The organism is Rhodococcus tukisamuensis NBRC 100609 (genome assembly GCF_001894985.1).
Lineage (GTDB): Bacteria > Actinomycetota > Actinomycetes > Mycobacteriales > Mycobacteriaceae > Rhodococcus_G > Rhodococcus_G tukisamuensis.
Genome location: NZ_BCXG01000007.1, coordinates 155,032 through 173,787 on the forward strand (window position 1 = coordinate 155,032; position 18,756 = coordinate 173,787).

Here is an 18,756-nt window from a genome sequence, read left to right on the forward strand (position 1 = left end):
TGGTCGGCGGCCGACGTCCTCCACTCTGACGCCCTATGCCGGGAAGTCGTCCGGGTGTGTACTGGATGTGGTGGTCGTGGACAGTCGCAGGACGGCGATAGCTGACGACCTGCATTGCAGCCACGGCCAGATGCCAGCTGACTGCACAGAATCCGGGACGAACGCAGTCGAGCTGATCCCCACATCGAACGGACGATTAGAGGATGTCATGGCGTTGCTGACCATCGGAGACACGGCACCGGACTTCTTTGCGCAGACCACCGAGGGGCCGATCCATTTCCACGACTGGATCGGCGACCGCTGGGCAGTACTGTTCTCACATCCCCGGGACTTCACTCCGGTATGCACCACAGAACTCGGCTATATGGCGAAGATCAAGCCTGAGTTCGACCGCCGTAATGTCAAGATCATCGGATTGTCTGTCGACCCGCTCGACAATCACACCCGGTGGGCCGACGACATTGCAGAAACTCAGGGCGTGGCCCCCAACTATCCGTTGATCGCCGACACCGACTTTGCTGTATCGAAGGCATACGGGATGCTGCCTGCCGACACTGTTGGGGATCCGTGCGTACGTACTCCGGCCGAGAACGCCACGTTGCGCAACGTGTTCGTGATCGGTCCGGACAAGAAATTCAAACTGGTGTTGGTCTACCCGATGACCACGGGTCGCAACTTCGACGAGGTACTGCGGGTGATCGACTCGCTGCAGTTGACAGCTCTCCATGGCCTTGCCACCCCGGCCCAGTGGCGGCAGGGCGATGACGTGATCATCGCAGGCTCGGTCACCGATGAGGAAGCCCGCAGGATCTATCCCGATGGCTGGCGAGCACCACGCCCGTACCTTCGCATCGTCGCAAGCCCGCCGTCGACCAGCATGTCCGGTCAGGCGGATCAGCACGAAGCGGCGGCACAACGATGACTCACATACTGATCTTGGGTGCGGGGTTCGGCGGCCTCGAGACAGCCACCCGCCTGTCCGAAACGCTCGCCGAGGACGCCGAGTTGACGCTGATCGACAGCAGCGACGCGTTCGCCTTCGGCTTCTCCAAACTAGATGTGCTGCTGGGTAGACACACCACCGAGGAAGTGCGACTGCCCTACACAGGACTCGGGATATCCGGCGTCGAATTCCGACAGGAGACGATCACCGAGATCGACCCAGAACATCGTCGAGTCCGCACAAACCACGGCTCCTACCAGGCAGATTTCCTGGTCGTCGCCCTCGGCGCGGAGTACGACCCCGCGGCCACTCCTGGGTTCACCGAGCGCGGCTACGACTACTACACCCTCGCCGGCGCCGAGAGGCTCCGCGATGCGCTGCCCACGTTCGACGGCGGCAACGTCGTCATCAGTGTGCTCGGTGAGCCCTACAAGTGTCCACCGGCGCCCTTCGAAGCAGCCTTCCTGCTCGAGGACTACTTCACAGGTCGCGGCCTGCGCGACAGTGTGACGATCACCGTGGCCGGGTACATGGGTGCCCCGGTGCCGGTCGCGAAAGAGGTGTCCGAGCCCCTGCTCGCACACCTGACCGCGCGTGGAATCACCTTCGTCCCCAAGCGAACGGTGTGCCGGGTAGGCGACACGGGGATCGGCGCGGACTTCGCCGAGGGCGGCGGCATCCCGTACGACCTGTTCATCGGGATCCCGATCCATCGGGTACCGGCGGTGGTTGCCGCGTCCGGACTCGCGCCTGACGGCTGGATTCCGGTGGAGAAAACGAACTTGGCAACCCGGTTCGACGGCGTGTACGCGATCGGAGACGTCGCTGCTGCCTACACCGCGAAGGCGGGGGTGTTCGCCGAGCGTGCCGCACGGGTGGTCGCCGACGACATCACCGCCCGTCTTCGTGGAACGCCTCCACCGCCACCGTATGACGGCGCCGGCGAGTGCTTCATCGAGTTCGGCCGTGGCGAGGTTGGCAAGGTGCACGCCAACTTCCTCAGCGGACCGCAACCGACCGGCGTGCTCCTCGGCCCGAGCACAGAGCTGGCCGCCGAGAAAGTCGAATTCGCTCGCAGCAGGCGCAGTCGCTGGTTCCGTGGCTGCGATTGAACCTTGCCCGTCCACCAGGACCGGGTTGCGCCGAACGGCTCTGTGTGAGGTTCCGTAGTAATTGCCGAAAATCCAACGAAGTTCGGTATTTTCGACGAAGTCTCACTCTGCAGATCAGCTTTTAATTGATTGCTGCTGCTACGGAGGGTAGATCGTGCCGAAACTCGAACTGATTCATCGCAAACCAGTCGGGACTCCGAACGGCCCTCCGATTCTGCTCGTGCACGGCGCTTGGGTTGGCGCTTGGTGCTGGGAGTACGGGTTCATCGACAAGCTGACCGAACTCGGCTGGGAAGTGTATGCACTGAGCCTGCGCGGTCACGGCAAGAGCGAGGGCAGGACAAACTCCGCTGGGCGAGCATCAGGAACTACGTTGACGACGTCCGCTCTGTCGTAGATTCACTGCCCACGCCGCCGCTGATTGTCGGCCACTCGATGGGCGGGTTTGTCCTTCAACGGTATTTGACGAAAGGACACCCCGCGGCGGCCGCCGTATTGCTCGCTCCGGTGCCAGCGGCGGGGGCTCGCGGGTTCACAGTGCGTTTGATTCGCCGCCATCCGCTGTTGTGGCTTCGCAGTCATCTCATGCTGAGCCTGATGCCGATCATGGAGAAGCCGGAGTACCTCCGTGAGTGGGCTCTCGGGCCCGACACGACCGAAGAGCGAGTGCGCGAAATGCACAGTCACCTTCAAGACGATTCGTATCCCGCCGCTATCGAGATGACCTTCGCGCTGCCGCCTCGACGCAAGAACATCCCCGCCATCCCGATGACGGTCATTGCCGGTGAGAATGATGCGATCTTCACGGTCAGGGAAGCACAAAGAACTGCCAGGAGGTTCGGCGTCACCGCTAACGTTGTTCCTGGCATGCCGCATGAGCCGCTCGAACCGCATTGGCGTGATGAAGTAGCCGACCGGGTCGACAAGTTCGCACGTTCGATAACCTGACTCGCTCAGGGTCAGCCCCTGCGTTCGCGTTCCAGCTCGCCATTGGTGAACACCCCTCCATCCACAACAGGGCCGGCCTGGTGCACGTGCCGCCTTGTCGAGTTGTGGCCCTTGGCCTTGCGAGATCGGGAGGCAAGCCGGGCGGTCGCCCCGCAGGCGTCACCTGTTGCTGACATCACCGACTGCGCAAGCGGCCTCAGATCGCAACTCGACATGCTGGCTCGCCCGCCGCCAGGTGGGTCCGCCGACGGTTGACATGGCAAACTGGCGATGTCAACCGTTCTCGGCCCGCATGTCGGAGATATCTGGCCTCACCATGCGTCGGCGTGTCGAGTTGCGAACAGGGCTTGGCCGGACGCCGCCACCAACCGCGGACGTCCTACTTCATGCCCGGGTCTCGCCTTCCCGCCACACTTCGAAGGTCCAGGACTTGTCGAAGAAGACCATGATCTTCCCGAAGTTGTCCCCGCGTATCACCGACTTGCTGGCTTGCACCCATAAGGTTTCGCCATCCTTGCGTAGCAACTTGCGGGCCGAGGCGGAAACGGAGTCGACGGCGCCGGACATCAGTGCGTCGGTCTCTCTGTCTCGTTCGACATGGTCGTCGGGATGGACCAGATCGCGAGCGTCGAGCCGGAGAATCTCGGTCAGGCTGTAGCCCAGCAGGTGGGCGCACGCTTGATTGGCTTCGAGCAATCGGGAGTTCTGGTCGTGGACCATCATCGCGATCGGATTCCGCGACAACAGATGTCGGTACTCCTCGGGGCTCAAACCTCGACTCGGACCGGTCATCGGGTCAACCGGTAGCGCAGGCTCTTGAGCCATTCGAGGAGGGTCAGTCGCCTACGCTTCTCGGTCATCGGGGCTCCCTCATGTAGTGGGTAAGCGCGCGGGCCCGACGAACCACGCACCACCTGCAGGATCCGATTCGACCACACATTTCCCGACGCGTCCCGCAAACCGCCGCGCGTCGGCCAAGGGTGGCGCGGCGAACGGCGTTTCCAGTCGGTGAGCTTGTCGCCGCACACTCTGCGCTGGTGATATGTCACGTGGCGGGCATGGATGCTTTGGTGTGGGCGAGGCGGTAGCTGTCGGTGCCGGTTTCGATGATGGTGCCGCCGACGGTGACGCGGTCGGCGATCGCCGCGCAGAGGCGCGGGTCGGTGAAGGTCTTCGTCCAGCCGGAGAACGACGCGTTCGACGCGATGGCGACGGAGTTCTTCTCCTCCCGCTCGGCGAGCACCTGGAACAGCAGTTCGGCGCCGCGTTTGTCGAGTTCCATGTAGCCGAGTTCGTCGATACACAGCAGGTTGACCCGGCCGTAGCGGGCGATGGTCTTGGCCAGTTGCTTCTCGTCGGCGGCCTCGACCAGCTCGTTGACCAGTTTCGTGGCCGGGGTGTACCGGACTCGGAACCCGGCTTCCGCTGCCGCGGTGCCGAGGCCGATGAGCAGATGCGATTTGCCGGCGCCGGAATCGCCGATCAGGCACAAGGGTTGGCCGGTGCGCACCCAGTGGCAGCCGGCGAGGGCAGGCGCACGGGTCGAGGCCGCGTTCGGGCTGCAGGATCACCCGCCGGGCGCGGAGGCTGAGGTCGACTTCGGGGATGTGTGGGTCAACCTCGCCGGGACGATGACAAGATGTTTCCTGTTCACCCTCAGGCTGTCCTGCTCCGGCAAGGCGATCCACCGCGGTTCGCCTCACAAGGCCAGAAGGCGTTCATCGAGGGGCACGTCGTCGCGTTCAACGTCATCGGTGGGGTGCCGTTCGGAAGATCCGCTACGACAACTTCCGTTCAGCGGTCTCGCGGCCGCGGACGAGACCGACGATGCCCACCAGATCGACGGGCGGATCCGCACCGCCGGTCGAGGATTTCGAGTCCAGCCTGTGGCTCACACCCCGGGTGGACCGGATCGTGCGGTGGCACAGCTGTGTCGGTGCGGCCGACGCGCGACGGGGGTCAGCCGTTTCACGGGGTGCGATATCGCCCCACATGCCTCTGATCAACAGAGGTCGCTGATCGAGTGACCGTCAAGGCCTCGAGCTCGGTACGTTGCCGCTACGCGGTTCAGGCCCGGTACATCCGGCGGATCAGCTTGACTGCCCGGTCGGTGTAGGGCGGGTAGGTAAACCGGGGGTCGGGCTTGAACTGCTTGAGCAGCACTGCCTTTCGGTGGCTGAAGGTCCCGAATCCCGACCTGCCGTTGTATGTGCGCATCCCGCTGGCCCCGTTGCCGAACGGCAGCTGGGGCGCCATGTAGTCGAGCCCACCCGTCGGCGTGGAGACGAGCGCCGATGTCGTCGACCGCAAGGCACTGCTCCGCACGATCGGTTACAAACTCTGAGCATGAGTTGGGTCTGTGTGGCGGTTACCGACCAGGCGGGAAATGCGGGTGTCGCCGTCGTCGGTAACTGCGACCGAGTGCGACAACCGCTGCGAGCTCCGTGTCATCGCAGCTGTAGCGGTCAACGATCAATGCCTCGCCCAGCGCCTCCGCGCTTTCCCTCGCCGCCGGGTAGTCAAGCAGGCGGCAGGCGGCACGGTCGAGGACGAGCAACGGGTGGCGGTAGGCCACCCGTGGCGGAGAGTGCGCGGGTAGGCGGCTAACCACGATGTCGTCGACGATCCGCAACGGCAGCCGCGCGACCGAATACTGCAGGCGCAGAACAGGACACAGACCACCAACACCCGTCACGATCCGCCGCGTCCGTCGGCCGTCCCTGGCCGCGTCGCGCGTTGCCGAATGACTGCAATCGACTCCGGACTGGGCGAGTTTCGGGCAAGAAGGCCACGGTAGAGGGCTTCGGGGATCAATTCTGCTCGGCCGGCACGCACAACAGTGAGATACAACGTTGCACGGTCCCGATCCCGGAGCACCGCCCGACGACCGGGATCGTTGTCCCGCATCGCAGCCAGGCGACTCTCGATCTCCGCCACCACCGCGGTGAGCTCCCCGACGTCCCCCACGAGGGCTGTTGTCCCTCCGCCCCGCGACACCTACAACCTTTCGGACTACCCGTTTGCAGGGTGGGGTGCGTCCTGAACGCCCCGCCGAAAAGGTGCACGACCGTGCCGAAAACACCTCTTACCAGGCCTAATTAGGCTCGCGACTGGTCGCGTCGGCCCGCGTCCGTGATGTAGACAGGACATCAGTCGATATTCGATTGTGACCCGACTCACCTTGAGTCGCTGTCGCTGGAAACACACGAACACGCCACAACCACGGGCCCCGGGGACAGGACCGCGATCGGTCCGGCACGGGCTGACGGAAGGGCTGAACCTTGCTGCTCCCTATGTCGCCGACCGACTCGATGTTCCTGCTCGGCGAGTCCCGCGATCATCCGATGCACGTCGGGGGCCTGGCGCTGTTCGCGCCGCCCGAGGGCGGCGACGCCGCTGACGTGCGGGCAATGCTCGACGCGGCGCACGCCCGCGGCAAGGTGGCGCCTCTGCTGCGCAAGCGGGCCCGCCGGTCGGTGACCTCGCTGGGGCAGTGGGGCTGGGAGACCGATACCGAGGCCGACCTCGATCATCACGTCAGCCACGATGCCCTGCCCTCCCCCGGCGGGATTCCTGAACTGCTCGAACTGGTCTCCCGCCTGCACGCCGGACCGCTCGACCGGGACTGGCCGCTGTGGGAGATGCACCTGATCGAAGGCCTCGGTGACGGCCGTTTCGCGGTGTACATGAAGATCCACCACGCCCTCGCAGACGGCGTGTCCGCGATGAAGGTGCTGCGCAGCGTGCTCAGCGAGGACCCTGCCGCGTCCGGTATGCCCGCGCCCTGGGAACCTGCGGTGCGCGAGCGCTCCGAACTCGGACTCGTCTCCGACCCGGCCGCGGCCGGCGCAGCGGTGCTCGACCTGCCGGCGGCGGCCCTGCGCGCCGCCCGGGGCGCGGTCGGCGAGGTCGCCGCTCTCGTGCCGATGCTTGCCGCCACCGTCGGGGAGGTCGCTGGCCTGCTTCCGGCTCTGGCCGGCACCGTCAACCGCGCCTGCCGCGGAAGCGGTGGACCGCTCACGTTCTCCGCGCCCGAGTCGATGCTCAACGTGCCGATCGGCGGCGCCCGCCGGTTCGCCGCTCGGTCCTGGCCGATCGAACGCCTCTGCCTGGTCGCCAAGCACGCCGGTGCCACCGTCAACGACGTGGTGCTCGCGATGTGCTCCGGTGCGCTGCGTAGCTTCATGGGTGACCTCGATGCGCTGCCCGCCGACCCGCTGATCGCGATGGTGCCGGTCTCGTTGCGCGGCGAGCACCATGAGAACCAGGTAGGCAACGAGATCGGGATGCTGGCGTGCAACCTCGCCACCGACCTCGCAGACCCCGTCCGCCGGCTCCGGGTCGTGCGCGACTCGATGACCGAGGGCAAGGCGGCGATGCGCACCCGCAGTCGCACCCAGGTGCTCGCGATGAGCGCCCTCGGGGTCGCCCCGCTAGCGCTGGGCATGTTCGGTGTGGGCGGGCCGATCCGCCCCCCGAACGTGATGATCTCCAACGTGCCCGGACCGGCCGCGCCGCTGTACTGGAACGGCGCCCGCCTGACCGCGCTGTACCCGCTGTCGATCCCGGTCGACGGGCAGGCCCTGAACATCACCTGCACCAGCACCGACGACGAGATCGCGTTCGGGCTGACCGGCTGCCGACGCGCCCTCCCCCGCCTCGAGCCGATGCTCGGCCACCTCGACGATGAACTCTGCGCCCTCGAACGCGCCGTCGGTCTGTAGAACCCCAGCACCGACATCCAGGCCGCCCCTACTCGTGGCCGTGTTCGCCATCGCCTGCGCCGGTGTCGCCGCCCTCATGATCTGACGACGTCTACCGGCAATTCCTCCGGCGCCACCGAATTCGCAACCCCAACAAAGGAAGTCCACCCATGAACGCATCGGCGACACCGGCAGTCCCCGGGCACGTCGCACCCGCCGGGTCGATGAGCACCGAGGACATCGAGGAGCAGGTCCGCGCGGGACAAGTCCGCCTCAGCCAGGTCCGTGCGGGTCAGGTGCGTGCGGGTCAGGTTCGCGCCGGACAGCTTCGCGGAGCTCAGATCCGCCTTAGTGAGGTCCGCACGGTCAGGTCCGCGCTGGACAGGTCCGCGCGGGACAGGTCGACGCCGGACAGGTCCGCATCGGAGAGGTCACTGACTCACCGGAGTTCCTCGAACACAGACCAACGGCCCCGACCACACCCTGTGGTCGGGGCCGTTCGTCTGTCGGCTCAGAACGCGCGGCAGGCCCGGATCTCGGACGCCAGGATCGCCTTGGCGCCGATGTCGGCCAGCTGGTCCATCACGTCGTTGCTGACCTTGCGCGGCACCAGCGCCCGGATCGCCACCCACGCCTCGTCCGCGAGCGGCGAGATGGTCGGCGACTCGAGACCGGGGGTGACGCGAAGCGCCTCGCCGAGGAGCGAGCGCGGGCAGTCGTAGTCGAGCATCAGGTACTGCTGCGCGAACACCACGCCCTGCACCCGGGCGATCAGCTGGTTGCGGGCCTTGTCCGAGCGGTCGGACCCCTCCCGCTCGATCAGCACGCCCTCGGAGTCACACAGCGACTCGCCGAACGCCACCAGGTTGTGCTGGCGCAGCGTCCGTCCGGAGCCGACCACGTCGGCGATCGCGTCCGCGACGCCGAGCTGAATCGAGATCTCCACGGCGCCGTCGAGGCGGATCACGGTGGCCTCGATGCCGCGCGCGGCCAGGTCGGCGCGGACCAGGTTCGGGTACGAGGTGGCGATGCGCAGGCCGGCGAGGTCCGCGGGCGCCCACTCCTTCCCCGCCGGTGCGGCGTACCGGAAGCTGGACCGGCCGAAGCCGAGCGCCAGCCGCTCGGCGACCGGGGCCGCCGAGTCCAGTGCGAGGTCGCGGCCGGTGATGCCCAGGTCCAGCTCGCCGGAGCCGACGTAGATGGCAATGTCCTTGGGGCGCAGGAAGAAGAACTCGACCTGGTTCGACGGGTCGAGGACGGTGAGGTCGCGCGAGTCGGTGCGGCGGCGGTAGCCCGCCTCGCTGAGGATCTCGGCGGCGGACTCGGAGAGCGAGCCCTTGTTCGGGACTGCGACGCGCAGCATGGTGCTTCCTTTCGGGAAGGTCGAATGGGGTCTACCGGGAATGCGAGCGGGGCTCACAGATGTCGGTAGACGTCCTCGAGCTTCAGACCGCGCCCCACCATCAGGACCTGTACCCAGTAGAGCAGCTGCGAGATCTCCTCGGACAGTTCCTCGTCGCTCTGGTACTCGGCGGCGATCCACACCTCGCCGGCCTCCTCGATCACCTTCTTGCCCTGGGCATGGACGCCCGCGTCCAGCGCGGCCACGGTGCTGGAGCCCTCGGGGCGGGTGGCGGCACGGTCGGACAGCTCGGCGAACAGCGATTCGAAGGTCTTCACGGGTCGTGATTGTTTCACAGTGGGTACGGGCCGCCACCCGCGCACTCAGCCTGCCGGACGGCCGAGGATCGGCGCGCTGCCGATCAGGGTCCGGGTGTACGGGTCGCGCGGCCGCTCGTAGACGTCCTCGGTGGGCCCGCACTCCACGATCCGGCCCCGGTTCATCACCGCCACCACCTCGCAGACGTGCCGCACCACCGCCAGGTCGTGCGAGACGAGCAGCAGGGTCAGCTGGTACTCCCGGACCAGCCGCGCCAGCAGGTCGAGCACCTGCGCCCGCACCGACACGTCCAGGGCACTGACCGGCTCGTCCGCGACCAGGAACTTGGGGCTGGTGATCAATGCGCGGGCAATCGAGATCCGCTGACGCTGGCCGCCGGAGAACTGGTGTGGATGCCGGCGCGCCATGTCGGGTTCGAGGCCCACCGCGATGAGCATCTCGGCCACCTTCGCCGCGGCGCCGGTCCGGTCGGTGAGCGGCTCGGCCACGATCTCGCCCACCCGCATCCTCGGGTCCAGCGAGCCCATCGGGTCCTGGAACACGATGGACACGTCGCGGCGGAACCCGCGCAGGTCCCGTTCCGGTGCGCCGGCGACCTCCTGCCCGCCGAACCGGATCGAACCCGTGGTGGGGGTGTCCAGGGCGCACAGCAGCCGGATCAACGTCGACTTCCCGGAACCGGACTCTCCCACCACCCCGAAGCGCTGGCCGGGGCCGATGTCGAAGGACGCGTCGGCCAGCGCGTGCACCGGTTCCGGCGGACGCAGCAGACTGGACCGCGAACCGCGGTAGGTGCGGCCGAGCCCGCGCACCGACACCAGCGGCCGCGGCTGCTCGTTGAACACCGGCGCCGGCCCGGACTCCTCCGGCGAGGCGACGGCGTGCTCACCCGACGCCGAGCTGCCTGGACCGAGCGTCGAGGCGTCGAGCAGCGACCGCGTGTACGGGTGCTGCGGGTCGGCGAACACCTCGGCCACCGGGCCGGACTCGACGATCCGGCCGTCGCGCATCACCAGCACCCGCTCGCACAGCTGGGAGACGACGGCCAGGTCGTGGGTGATCAACAGCAGCGAGGTGTCGTGGTCGCGGACCGTGGTGTCGATCAGGTCCAGGATCTGCGCCTGCACCGTCACGTCCAGCGCGGTCGACGGCTCGTCGCAGATCAGCACCCGGGGGCGGTTCGCCATGGCGATCGCGATCAGCACCCGCTGCCGTTGCCCGCCGGACAGCTCGTGCGGGTAGGAGCGGGCTATCCGCGCCGGGTCCGGCAGGTTCACCGACGCCAGCAGGTCAAGGGTCGCGGCGCGCCGGCCGGCGCGGTCGGTGCCACGCTGGTGCAGCTCGATCATCTCGGCCACCTGCCGCCCCACCCGCATCAGCGGGTTCAGCGCGGTCATCGGTTCCTGGAACACCATGGCGATGTCGTCGCCGCGCAGCGACGTCCACACCCGTTCCGGCGCGCCCACCAGGTTCCCGGGCCCGCCGTCGACGACGATCGACCCGCTCGCGTGCAGTTCGTCCGGCAGCAGCCCCAGCACGCTCAGCGCGGTCAGCGACTTCCCGGACCCGGACTCGCCGATCAGCCCCAGCCGCTCACCCGCCGACAGGGCGAACCCGACGCCGTCGAGCAGCGTCCGGTCACCCGTCCGCACCGTCAGGTCGGCGACGGTGAGCAGGGTCCCGGCCGTCACTGCCGCACCGACTTCGGGTCGAGCCGGTCCCGCAGCCCGTCGCCGAGCAGGTTGAACCCGAGCACAGTCAGGGCGATCGCCAGTCCCGGCCACAGCATCACCGCCGGCTGCAGGTACAGGTACGGCTGCGACTCCTGCAGCATCCGCCCCCACGACGGCGTCGGCGGCGGGGTGCCGAACCCCAGGTACGACAGCGCCGCCTCGGCGAGCACCGCGATCGCGAAGGTCACCGACGCCTGCACGATGAGCGCGCTCGAGATGTTCGGCAGCACGTGCCGCCGCGCGATCGCCCCCGGCCGCCGGCCCGCCGCCCGGGCGGCCAGGATGTAGTCGTGGGCGGCCACCTGCCGGGTGCCGGCCCGGGCCACCCGCGCGAACGACGGCGCCGAGCCGAGGCCGAGCGCGACCATCGCCGTCACCGTCGAGCCACCCCACACCGCCGCGAAGACGATCGCCAGCAGCAGCGCCGGAAACGCCAGCAGCACGTCGTTCCCGCGCATCAGGACCTCGTCGGTGCGACCGGGCCGCAGGCCGGCGGCCACCCCGACCGGGATGCCCAGGGTCGCTGCGATCGCCGTCGCGACGAACCCGACCAGCAGTGTCGTCCGCGCCCCCACCAGCAGCGCACTGAAGATGTCGCGGCCGAAGTCGTCGGTGCCGAGCCAGTGCGCCGCGCTCGGGTGCAGCATCCGGGCGGCGGGGTCGACGACGGTCGGGTCGTAGGGCGTCCACACGAAGGAGACCAGCGCCGCAAGGAGCACCCCGGTGATCAGCAGCGCTCCCGCCACCAGGCTGCCGGACGCCCGCTTCACGCCCTGCTCCGCATGCCGTTTCATGCCGCGCTCCGCATGCCGTTTCATGCCGCGCTCCGCATGCCGTTTCATGCCGCGCTCCGCATGCCGTTTCATGCCGCGCTCCGCATGCGGGGATCGATCGCCGTGTACACGATGTCCACCAACAGGTTCAGCAGCAGCACCATCAGGACCAGCACCATCACGATGGACTGCACCTCCGCCATGTCCCGCTGGCTCACCTTGTCCAGCAGCAGACTGCCCAGTCCCGGCACCACGAACACCCGCTCGACCACCACCGCGCCGATCAGCAGCGTGGTCAGCTGCAGGCCCGCGACCGTGACGACCGGGATCGCCGCGTTGCGCAGGCCGTGCCGCAGCAGCGCGTGGGTCCGGGTCAGGCCCTTGGCCCGCGCCGTGCGGAGGTAGTCCTTGCCCATCTCGTCGAGCACCGCCGACCGCACGTACCGGGTCAGCACCGACCCCTGCACCAGCCCGAGCGCCAGCGCGGGCAGGGCCAGGTAGGACAGGAACGCGCCGATCCCCTCGATAGGCGCCTGCCAGCCGCTGGACGGCAGCCAGCCCAGCTCGACGGCGAAGACGGTGGAGAGCAGCACGCCGGCGAGGAACGCGGGGATCGCGATGCCGACCTGACTGATCCCGCCGATCAGCACGCCGTCGGGCCGGCGGCTGCGGACCGCGGCGGCCACCCCCAGCGGCAGCGCGATCACCAGCGCGACCACCATGCCCGCCGCGACCACCCAGAGCGTCACCTGCAGCCGGTCGAAGATCTCCGGGCCCACCGGTTGCCGGGTGAGGTACGAGGTGCCCAGGTCGCCGTGCAGCATCCCCCCGACCCAGTCCAGGTACTGCCGGTACAGCGGCCGGTCCAGGCCCATCGCCACGCGTTCGCGGGCCACGTCCGCCTCGTCGGCCTGCACGCCCAGCGCGATCCGGGCCGGGTCGCCGGGCAGCACCGAGAGCAAGGCGAACACCAGCACGGACGCGACGGCGGCGGTCATCGCGAAGATCCCGAGCCGCCGGAGCAGTGCGAGTGCCATCGCGCTACCCGCGCCGCACCGGTGCGAGGTCGAGCGCGAGGCTCGTGGCGTTGCGGGGCAGCCCGGTCAGGTCCGAGTCCGCCACCACCAGCAGGGGAAACAGGAACAGCCAGTCCGCGGCGGCGTCGTCCGTGACGGTCCTCGCCACCTCCCGCATCCGCTCGACGTACCCGGCCTCGTCGGCGGCGTCGGCCTCGGCAACCAGGCGGGTCACCTCCGGATTGTCGTAGCCCCAGTAGAACTTCGGATTCGCGAAGGTGACGATGTCGTGCGGCTCGGAGTGCTGGATCACCGACATCTGGTAGTCGTGGCGGGCGAAAACCTTGTCCAGCCAGACCGCGGGGAACTCGACGGGCTCGGTGCGCACGTCGAAGCCGACCTGCTGCAGCTGCGACGCCACCACCTGCGCGGCGGCGCTCGCGTACGGGAGGTTGGGAACGCTGAAGCGCACCACGGGGTTCGGGGTGCCCGTCTCGGCGAGCAGCGCCCGCGCCCGGTCCGGGTCGAACGGGTAGACGCCGGTGAGGTCCTCGTACCACGGGTCCGTCGGCGGGACCATGGACCCGATCAGCTCGCCGTATCCCGCATAGGCGGTGTCCCGCACCGACTTCCGGTCCACCGCGTACATGACCGCGCGGCGCACCCGCACGTCGTCGAACGGCGCGACCGCGCCGTTCATCGACAGGGTGACCTCACCGTTGGTGGTGCCCTGGGTGACCCGGAACCGGTTGTCACCGGCGAACTGGGCGAGCAGCTGCGGCGCACCCAGGCTGTAGACGACGTCGACTCCCCCGCTGCGCATCGCGTTGGCCTGGGCGGTGGCGTCCGCGAAGTAGCGCAGCCGAACGGTTTTCATCCCCGGCGCCGGCCCCCAGTACCGGAGGTTCGCCGCGAGGACCAGCTCCGAGCCGGGGTTCCACCGCGCCACCGTGAACGGCCCGGTCCCGACCGCGGTGGTGGCCAGGTGACTGACGCCGTCGGGGGTGAACATGGCGCCGACCGGGCCGGTCATCGCGAAAAGCCACTCGTTGCTCGGCCGCCGCAGCACCACCCTCGCCACGTGCGGGTCCGGGGTCTCGACCCGGTCCACCACCGCCATCGTGGCGGGCGAGTTGGCCGTCCACTCGGTCTTGACCCGGTCGATGCTGAACTTGACGTCGCCGGAGTCGAAGGCGTCCCCGTTGCTGAACACCACGTCCTCGCGGAGGGCGAAGTCGTAGACGGTGCGGTCGTCGCTGACCGCCCACGAGGCGGCCAGCTGCGGGGTGATCACGCCGCTGTCGTCGAGCCGGACCAGACCCTCGTACACGTTGCCCAGCAACGCCTGCGGGATCGCGGCGCCCGCGGTGCGGGTGAAGTCGAGGTTGTCCGGCTTCGCGGTGAGCGCGACGGTGAGCGTGTCCGGGCCGCCGGACCCGGAGAGCCCGGCGCCCGCCGAGCACCCCGTCGCCAGCACCACCACGGCGACGGCCGGGGCGACGGCAGCCGCCAGCCGTCCGCCCCGCCGCGCTGTCATGCGTGCGATCTTGCCACCCCAGGTCAGGCGTGCGCGGCGCGCCACACCGAGGCGAGCATCGACTCGCCCATGCCCTCCAGCGTGGTCCGGTGCACCCGGCGCGGACCCGTCGGCACGTCCACCTCGCACGGCACCACCAGTACCGCGCAGCCGGCGGCCACGGCGGCCGCCGCACCGGTCGGCGAGTCCTCGATCGCCAGGCACTGCGCCGGCTCGAGACCCAGCAGGGCCGCGGCCCGCAGGTAAGGGTCCGGCTGCGGCTTGCCGCTGGGCACCTCGTCGCCGCACACCGTGACGTCGAAGTGCTCGCGCCCCAAGGTGTCCAGCGCCTGCTCGGCGAGCTCACGCTCGGTGTTCGTCACCAGCGCGGTGCGCAGCCCGACGGCCCGGACCGCACGCAACGCGTCGCGGGCCCCCGGCCGCCACGGGATGCCCAGTGCGAACAGCTCGGTCACGCGGGCGTTGATCCAGTCCCCCGCGCCGGCCACCGCGGTGGGCGTCGGGTCCAGGTCCAGCGCCGCGAAGATCCGTGCCAGCGCGTCGGGCGCGGAGGCGCCGAGGACCGCGTGCCGCATCTGCTCGGTCATCACCCCGCCGAGCTCGGTCGCGAGCTCGCCCATCGCCACGTCCCAGAGCTTCTCGGAGTCGAGCAGCGTGCCGTCCATGTCCCAGAGCACACCCTCGAGCGTGACCCCGACGACCGCCGGGTCCGCCAGTACCAGGTCAGGCATTGAAGTACTTGGCCTCCGGGTGGTGCAGCACGAACGCGTCCGTGGACTGCTCGGGATGCAGCTGCAGCTCCTCCGACAGCTTCACCCCGATGCGCTCCGGCTCGAGCAGCGCGACCAGCTTGACCCGGTCCTCGAGATCCGGGCAGGCGCCGTAGCCGAACGAGTAGCGGGCGCCGCGGTAGGCGAGCTTGAAGAACTCCTCGACGTCGGCGGGGTCCTGCTCGGCGAGGTTGTGGCCGTCGGGCAGGGTCAGCTCCTCGCGGACCCGGCGGTGCCAGTACTCGGCCAGCGCCTCGGTCAGCTGCACGCTGATCCCGTGCACCTCGAGGTAGTCACGGTACGAGTTCGAGGCGAACAGCTCGTTGGCGAAGTCCGCGATCGGCTGGCCCATCGTCACCAGGTTCATCGGCAGCACGTCCACCTGCCCGGTCTCGCGGGCCGCGGCGCGCGAGCGCACGAAGTCCGCGATGCACAGGAACCGGTCCCGCTGCTGACGCGGGTAGGTGAACCGGAAGCGTTCCGGCGCATCGGGTTCCGGCTCGGTGAGCACCACGATGTCGTCGCCCTCCGAGACGGCCGGGAAGTACCCGTACACCACCGCGGCGTGCGCCAGGATGCCGTCGGCGGCGAGCCGGTCCAGCCAGTACCGCAGCCGCGGGCGCCCCTCGGTCTCCACCAGGTCCTCGTAGGTCGGTCCGTCGCCCGCCCGCTGGCCGCGCAGGCCCCACTGGCCCAGGAACAGGGCGCGCTCGTCGAGCAGCCCCGCGTACTCGGCGACGGCGATGCCCTTGACGACGCGGGTTCCCCAGAACGGCGGCGTCGGCAGCGTCACGTCGGTTGCCACGTCGGACCGTTCGGGCACCACGACCGGGACCTCGGCGGCCTTGCGCGCCTCGGCGATCCGCTTGGACCGCTCGTGCCGCGCCTTGCGCTCGGCGGCCTTCTCCTTGGCCGCCAACGCCTCCGGGCTGTCCGGGTCCGGACCGCCGCCGCGCTTGGTGGACATGATGTCGTCCATCAACCGCAGCCCCTCGAAGGCGTCGCGGGCGTAGGACACCTCACCGTCGTAGACGTCGGCGAGGTCGTTCTCGACGTAGGAGCGGGTCAGGGCCGCGCCGCCGAGGAGCACCGGGAACTGCTCCGCGACCCCGCGGGAGTTCAGCTCCTGCAGGTTCTCCTTCATCACCACGGTCGACTTCACCAGCAGGCCGGACATGCCGATGACGTCCGCGCGCTTGTCGACAGCGGCCTCGAGGATGGTCGCGATCGGCTGCTTGATGCCGAGGTTGACCACCTCGTAGCCGTTGTTGGACAGGATGATGTCGACGAGGTTCTTGCCGATGTCGTGGACGTCGCCCTTGACGGTCGCCAGCACGATCCGGCCCTTGCCGTCCTCGTCGGACGCCTCCATGTGGGGCTCCAGGTACGCCACCGCGGCCTTCATGACCTCGGCGGACTGCAGCACGAACGGCAGCTGCATCTGGCCGGAGCCGAACAGTTCGCCGACCGTCTTCATGCCCGAGAGCAGCGTCTCGTTGATGATCGCCAGCGGCGGGACCTCGGTCATGGCGGCGTCGAGGTCCGGCTCGAGCCCGTTGCGCTCGCCGTCGACGATGCGCCGTTCGAGCCGTTCGAACAGCGGCAGCGCGGCCAGTTCCTCGGCCCGGGTCTCGCGCGCCGACGCCGCGGAGACGCCCTCGAAGAGCTCCATCAGCCGCTGCAGCGGGTCGTAGCCCTCGCGGCGACGGTCGTAGACCAGGTCGAGGGCCACCTCGCGGTGCTCGTCGGGAATCCGGGCCATCGGCAGGATCTTCGACGCGTGCACGATCGCGGTGTCCAGGCCGGCCTCGGTGCACTCATGCAGGAACACCGAGTTGAGCACCTGGCGCGCGGCCGGGTTGAGCCCGAACGAGATGTTCGAGATGCCCAGCGTGAAGTGCACCTCCGGGTACATCTCGTGCAGCTGCCGGATGGCCTCGATGGTCTCGATGCCGTCGCGGCGCACCTCCTCCTGACCGGTGGAGATCGGGAAGGTCAGCGCGTCGATGATGATGTCGGACTCGGCGAGGCCCCAGTTGGTCGTGATGTCCTCGACCAGCCGCCGCGCGATCCGGACCTTGTGCTCGGCGGTGCGGGCCTGGCCCTCCTCGTCGATGGTCAGGGCGACCACGGCGGCGCCGTGCTCCTTGACCAGCCGCATGATCTTCTGGAACCGGGAGTCCGGGCCGGCGCCGTCCTCGTAGTTCACCGAGTTCACGGCGCTGCGGCCGCCGAGGTGCTCGAGACCCGCCGCGAGCACCTCCGGCTCGGTGGAGTCGAGCATGATCGGCAGCGTGGACGCGGTCGCGAGCCGGCTGGCCAGCGCGGCCATGTCCAGTGCGCCGTCGCGTCCCACGTAGTCGACGTTCAGGTCCAGCATGTGAGCGCCGTCGCGGGTCTGATCCTTCGCGATGTCGATGCACTTCTGGTAGTCGCCACTGATCATCGCGTCGCGGAAACCCTTGGAGCCGTTGGAGTTCGTGCGCTCGCCGATCACCAGGATGCTGGCGTCCTGCTCGAACGGAACGGACGCGTAGAGCGACGAGGTGCCGGGTTCGGGCGCGGGGGTGCGCTGCGCCTTCTCGACCAGGCGGACCGCCTCGGCGACCGCGGTGATGTGCTCGGGGGTGGTGCCACAGCAGCCGCCGACCATCGACAGCCCGTACTGGGAGACGAAGCCGCTCAACGCGACCGCAAGTTCGTCGGCGGTCAGCGGGTACTCGGCGCCGTTGCGGCCGAGCACCGGCAGGCCGGCGTTCGGCATCACCGAGACCGGCAGCGTCGAGTGCTTCGACAGGTGCCGCAGGTGCTCGCTCATCTCGTCCGGCCCGGTGGCGCAGTTGAGACCGATCATGTCGATGCCGAGCGGCTCGAGCGCGGTCAGGGCCGCGCCGATCTCGCTGCCCAGCAGCATGGTGCCGGTGGTCTCCACGGTGACGTGGGTGATGATCGGGATCCGACGACCGGCCTGGTCCATCGCGTGCTGGCTGCCGATGATCGCAGCCTTGACCTGGAGCAGGTCCTGGCAGGTCTCGACCAGGATCGCGTCCGCGCCCGCGTCGATCATGCCGAGCGCGCACTCGGCGTAGGCGTCGCGCAGCACCGCGAAGGGCGCGTGGCCGAGGGTCGGCAGCTTGGTGCCCGGCCCGATGGACCCGAACACGAAGCGCGGCATGCCGTCGCGGCCCGGGCCCATCTCGTCCGCGACCTCGCGGGCGATGCGGGTGCCCCGCTCGGACAGGTCACGGATCCGGTGGGAGATGTCGTAGTCGGCGAGGTTCGGGAGGTTGCAGCCGAAGGTGTTGGTCTCCACGGCGTCGGCGCCGGCCTCGAAGTAGGCGGCGTGGATGCCGCGCAGCACGTCAGGCCGGGTTTCGTTGAGGATCTCGTTGCAGCCCTCGAGCCCAAGGAAGTCGTCGAGGGTGAGGTCCGCTGCCTGCAACATCGTTCCCATCGCACCGTCGCCGATGACAACGCGCCGCGTGAGCGCATCCAACAGGCCGGAATTGAATGGGGTAGACATGGTGTCCACAGTAGTGG

The 18,756-nt window shown here is 68.8% G+C and carries 16 protein-coding genes and 2 pseudogenes; 5 read left to right on the forward strand and 13 right to left on the reverse strand.

From position 1 onward, the window contains the following. The first annotated feature begins 208 nt into the window (after positions 1–208). From RT2_RS10515 to RT2_RS10525, 4 genes are all read left to right on the forward strand, one after another. Positions 209–922, forward strand: coding sequence for a peroxiredoxin (locus RT2_RS10515; protein ID WP_072844731.1), 714 nt, complete (start codon positions 209–211; stop codon positions 920–922). Beyond that, entirely contained in the window at positions 919–2,055 is a 1,137-nt protein-coding gene (locus tag RT2_RS10520) for an NAD(P)/FAD-dependent oxidoreductase (protein WP_072844732.1), read from the forward strand. The genes RT2_RS10515 and RT2_RS10520 overlap by 4 nt, the downstream gene beginning before the upstream one ends. Positions 2,056–2,209: 154 nt before the next feature. Further along, positions 2,210–2,452 (forward strand): alpha/beta hydrolase, encoded by a 243-nt coding sequence (locus RT2_RS26810; RefSeq protein WP_371851154.1) that lies wholly within the window; start codon positions 2,210–2,212, stop codon positions 2,450–2,452. Continuing rightward, complete coding sequence (locus tag RT2_RS10525) at positions 2,344–3,003, forward strand: alpha/beta fold hydrolase (protein ID WP_371851157.1); 660 nt, start codon at positions 2,344–2,346, stop codon at positions 3,001–3,003. The genes RT2_RS26810 and RT2_RS10525 overlap by 109 nt, the downstream gene beginning before the upstream one ends. A gap of 384 nt (positions 3,004–3,387) precedes the next feature. Here the strand turns inward: RT2_RS10525 and RT2_RS10530 are convergent, their stop codons facing one another. The 3 genes and pseudogenes from RT2_RS10530 to RT2_RS10540 form a co-directional block, all read right to left on the reverse strand. Further along, entirely contained in the window at positions 3,388–3,828 is a 441-nt protein-coding gene (locus RT2_RS10530; RefSeq protein WP_083577298.1) for a PAS domain S-box protein, read from the reverse strand. A gap of 220 nt (positions 3,829–4,048) precedes the next feature. Further along, a pseudogene (locus tag RT2_RS10535) lies at positions 4,049–4,531 on the reverse strand (ATP-binding protein); the annotation flags it as partial. Between the two features lie 539 nt (positions 4,532–5,070). After that, entirely contained in the window at positions 5,071–5,313 is a 243-nt protein-coding gene (locus RT2_RS10540) for a hypothetical protein (protein ID WP_092775993.1), read from the reverse strand. Positions 5,314–6,284: 971 nt separating this feature from the next. Between RT2_RS10540 and RT2_RS10545 the strand changes: the two genes are divergently transcribed. After that, positions 6,285–7,727, forward strand: a complete 1,443-nt coding sequence (locus RT2_RS10545; RefSeq protein ID WP_072844735.1) for a WS/DGAT/MGAT family O-acyltransferase — start codon at positions 6,285–6,287, stop codon at positions 7,725–7,727. 74 nt (positions 7,728–7,801) lie between these two features. On the opposite strand, the gene RT2_RS25095 is transcribed toward RT2_RS10545, so the two are convergent. From RT2_RS25095 to metH, 10 genes and pseudogenes are all read right to left on the reverse strand, one after another. Further along, positions 7,802–8,047, reverse strand: coding sequence for a pentapeptide repeat-containing protein (locus RT2_RS25095; protein ID WP_218019047.1), 246 nt, complete (start codon positions 8,045–8,047; stop codon positions 7,802–7,804). Further along, positions 8,044–8,133 (reverse strand): annotated as a pseudogene (locus RT2_RS26815) (pentapeptide repeat-containing protein); the annotation flags it as partial. The pseudogene RT2_RS26815 and the gene RT2_RS25095, both read right to left, overlap by 4 nt. 84 nt (positions 8,134–8,217) lie before the next feature. Beyond that, on the reverse strand, positions 8,218–9,069 hold the full coding sequence (gene hisG / locus RT2_RS10560; RefSeq protein ID WP_072844736.1) for an ATP phosphoribosyltransferase: 852 nt from the start codon (positions 9,067–9,069) through the stop codon (positions 8,218–8,220). A 53-nt stretch (positions 9,070–9,122) separates the two neighbouring features. After that, positions 9,123–9,404: a phosphoribosyl-ATP diphosphatase gene (locus RT2_RS10565; RefSeq protein WP_174556694.1), complete on the reverse strand. Its 282-nt coding sequence runs from the start codon at positions 9,402–9,404 to the stop codon at positions 9,123–9,125. 27 nt (positions 9,405–9,431) lie between these two features. After that, positions 9,432–11,063, reverse strand: coding sequence for a dipeptide ABC transporter ATP-binding protein (locus tag RT2_RS10570; RefSeq protein ID WP_371851158.1), 1,632 nt, complete (start codon positions 11,061–11,063; stop codon positions 9,432–9,434). 11 nt (positions 11,064–11,074) lie between these two features. Beyond that, positions 11,075–11,914, reverse strand: a complete 840-nt coding sequence (locus RT2_RS10575; RefSeq protein WP_174556695.1) for an ABC transporter permease — start codon at positions 11,912–11,914, stop codon at positions 11,075–11,077. A gap of 68 nt (positions 11,915–11,982) precedes the next feature. Continuing rightward, positions 11,983–12,930, reverse strand: a complete 948-nt coding sequence (locus tag RT2_RS10580; protein ID WP_072844739.1) for an ABC transporter permease — start codon at positions 12,928–12,930, stop codon at positions 11,983–11,985. 4 nt (positions 12,931–12,934) lie between these two features. Then, on the reverse strand, positions 12,935–14,446 hold the full coding sequence (locus RT2_RS10585; protein ID WP_092776038.1) for an ABC transporter substrate-binding protein: 1,512 nt from the start codon (positions 14,444–14,446) through the stop codon (positions 12,935–12,937). 23 nt (positions 14,447–14,469) lie between these two features. Next, a complete protein-coding gene (locus tag RT2_RS10590; protein ID WP_072844740.1) occupies positions 14,470–15,177 on the reverse strand; it encodes an HAD family hydrolase in 708 nt (235 codons plus the stop codon). Further along, positions 15,170–18,739 (reverse strand): methionine synthase, encoded by a 3,570-nt coding sequence (metH, locus tag RT2_RS10595; protein WP_072844824.1) that lies wholly within the window; start codon positions 18,737–18,739, stop codon positions 15,170–15,172. The genes RT2_RS10590 and metH overlap by 8 nt, the downstream gene beginning before the upstream one ends. Positions 18,740–18,756: the final 17 nt, after the last annotated feature.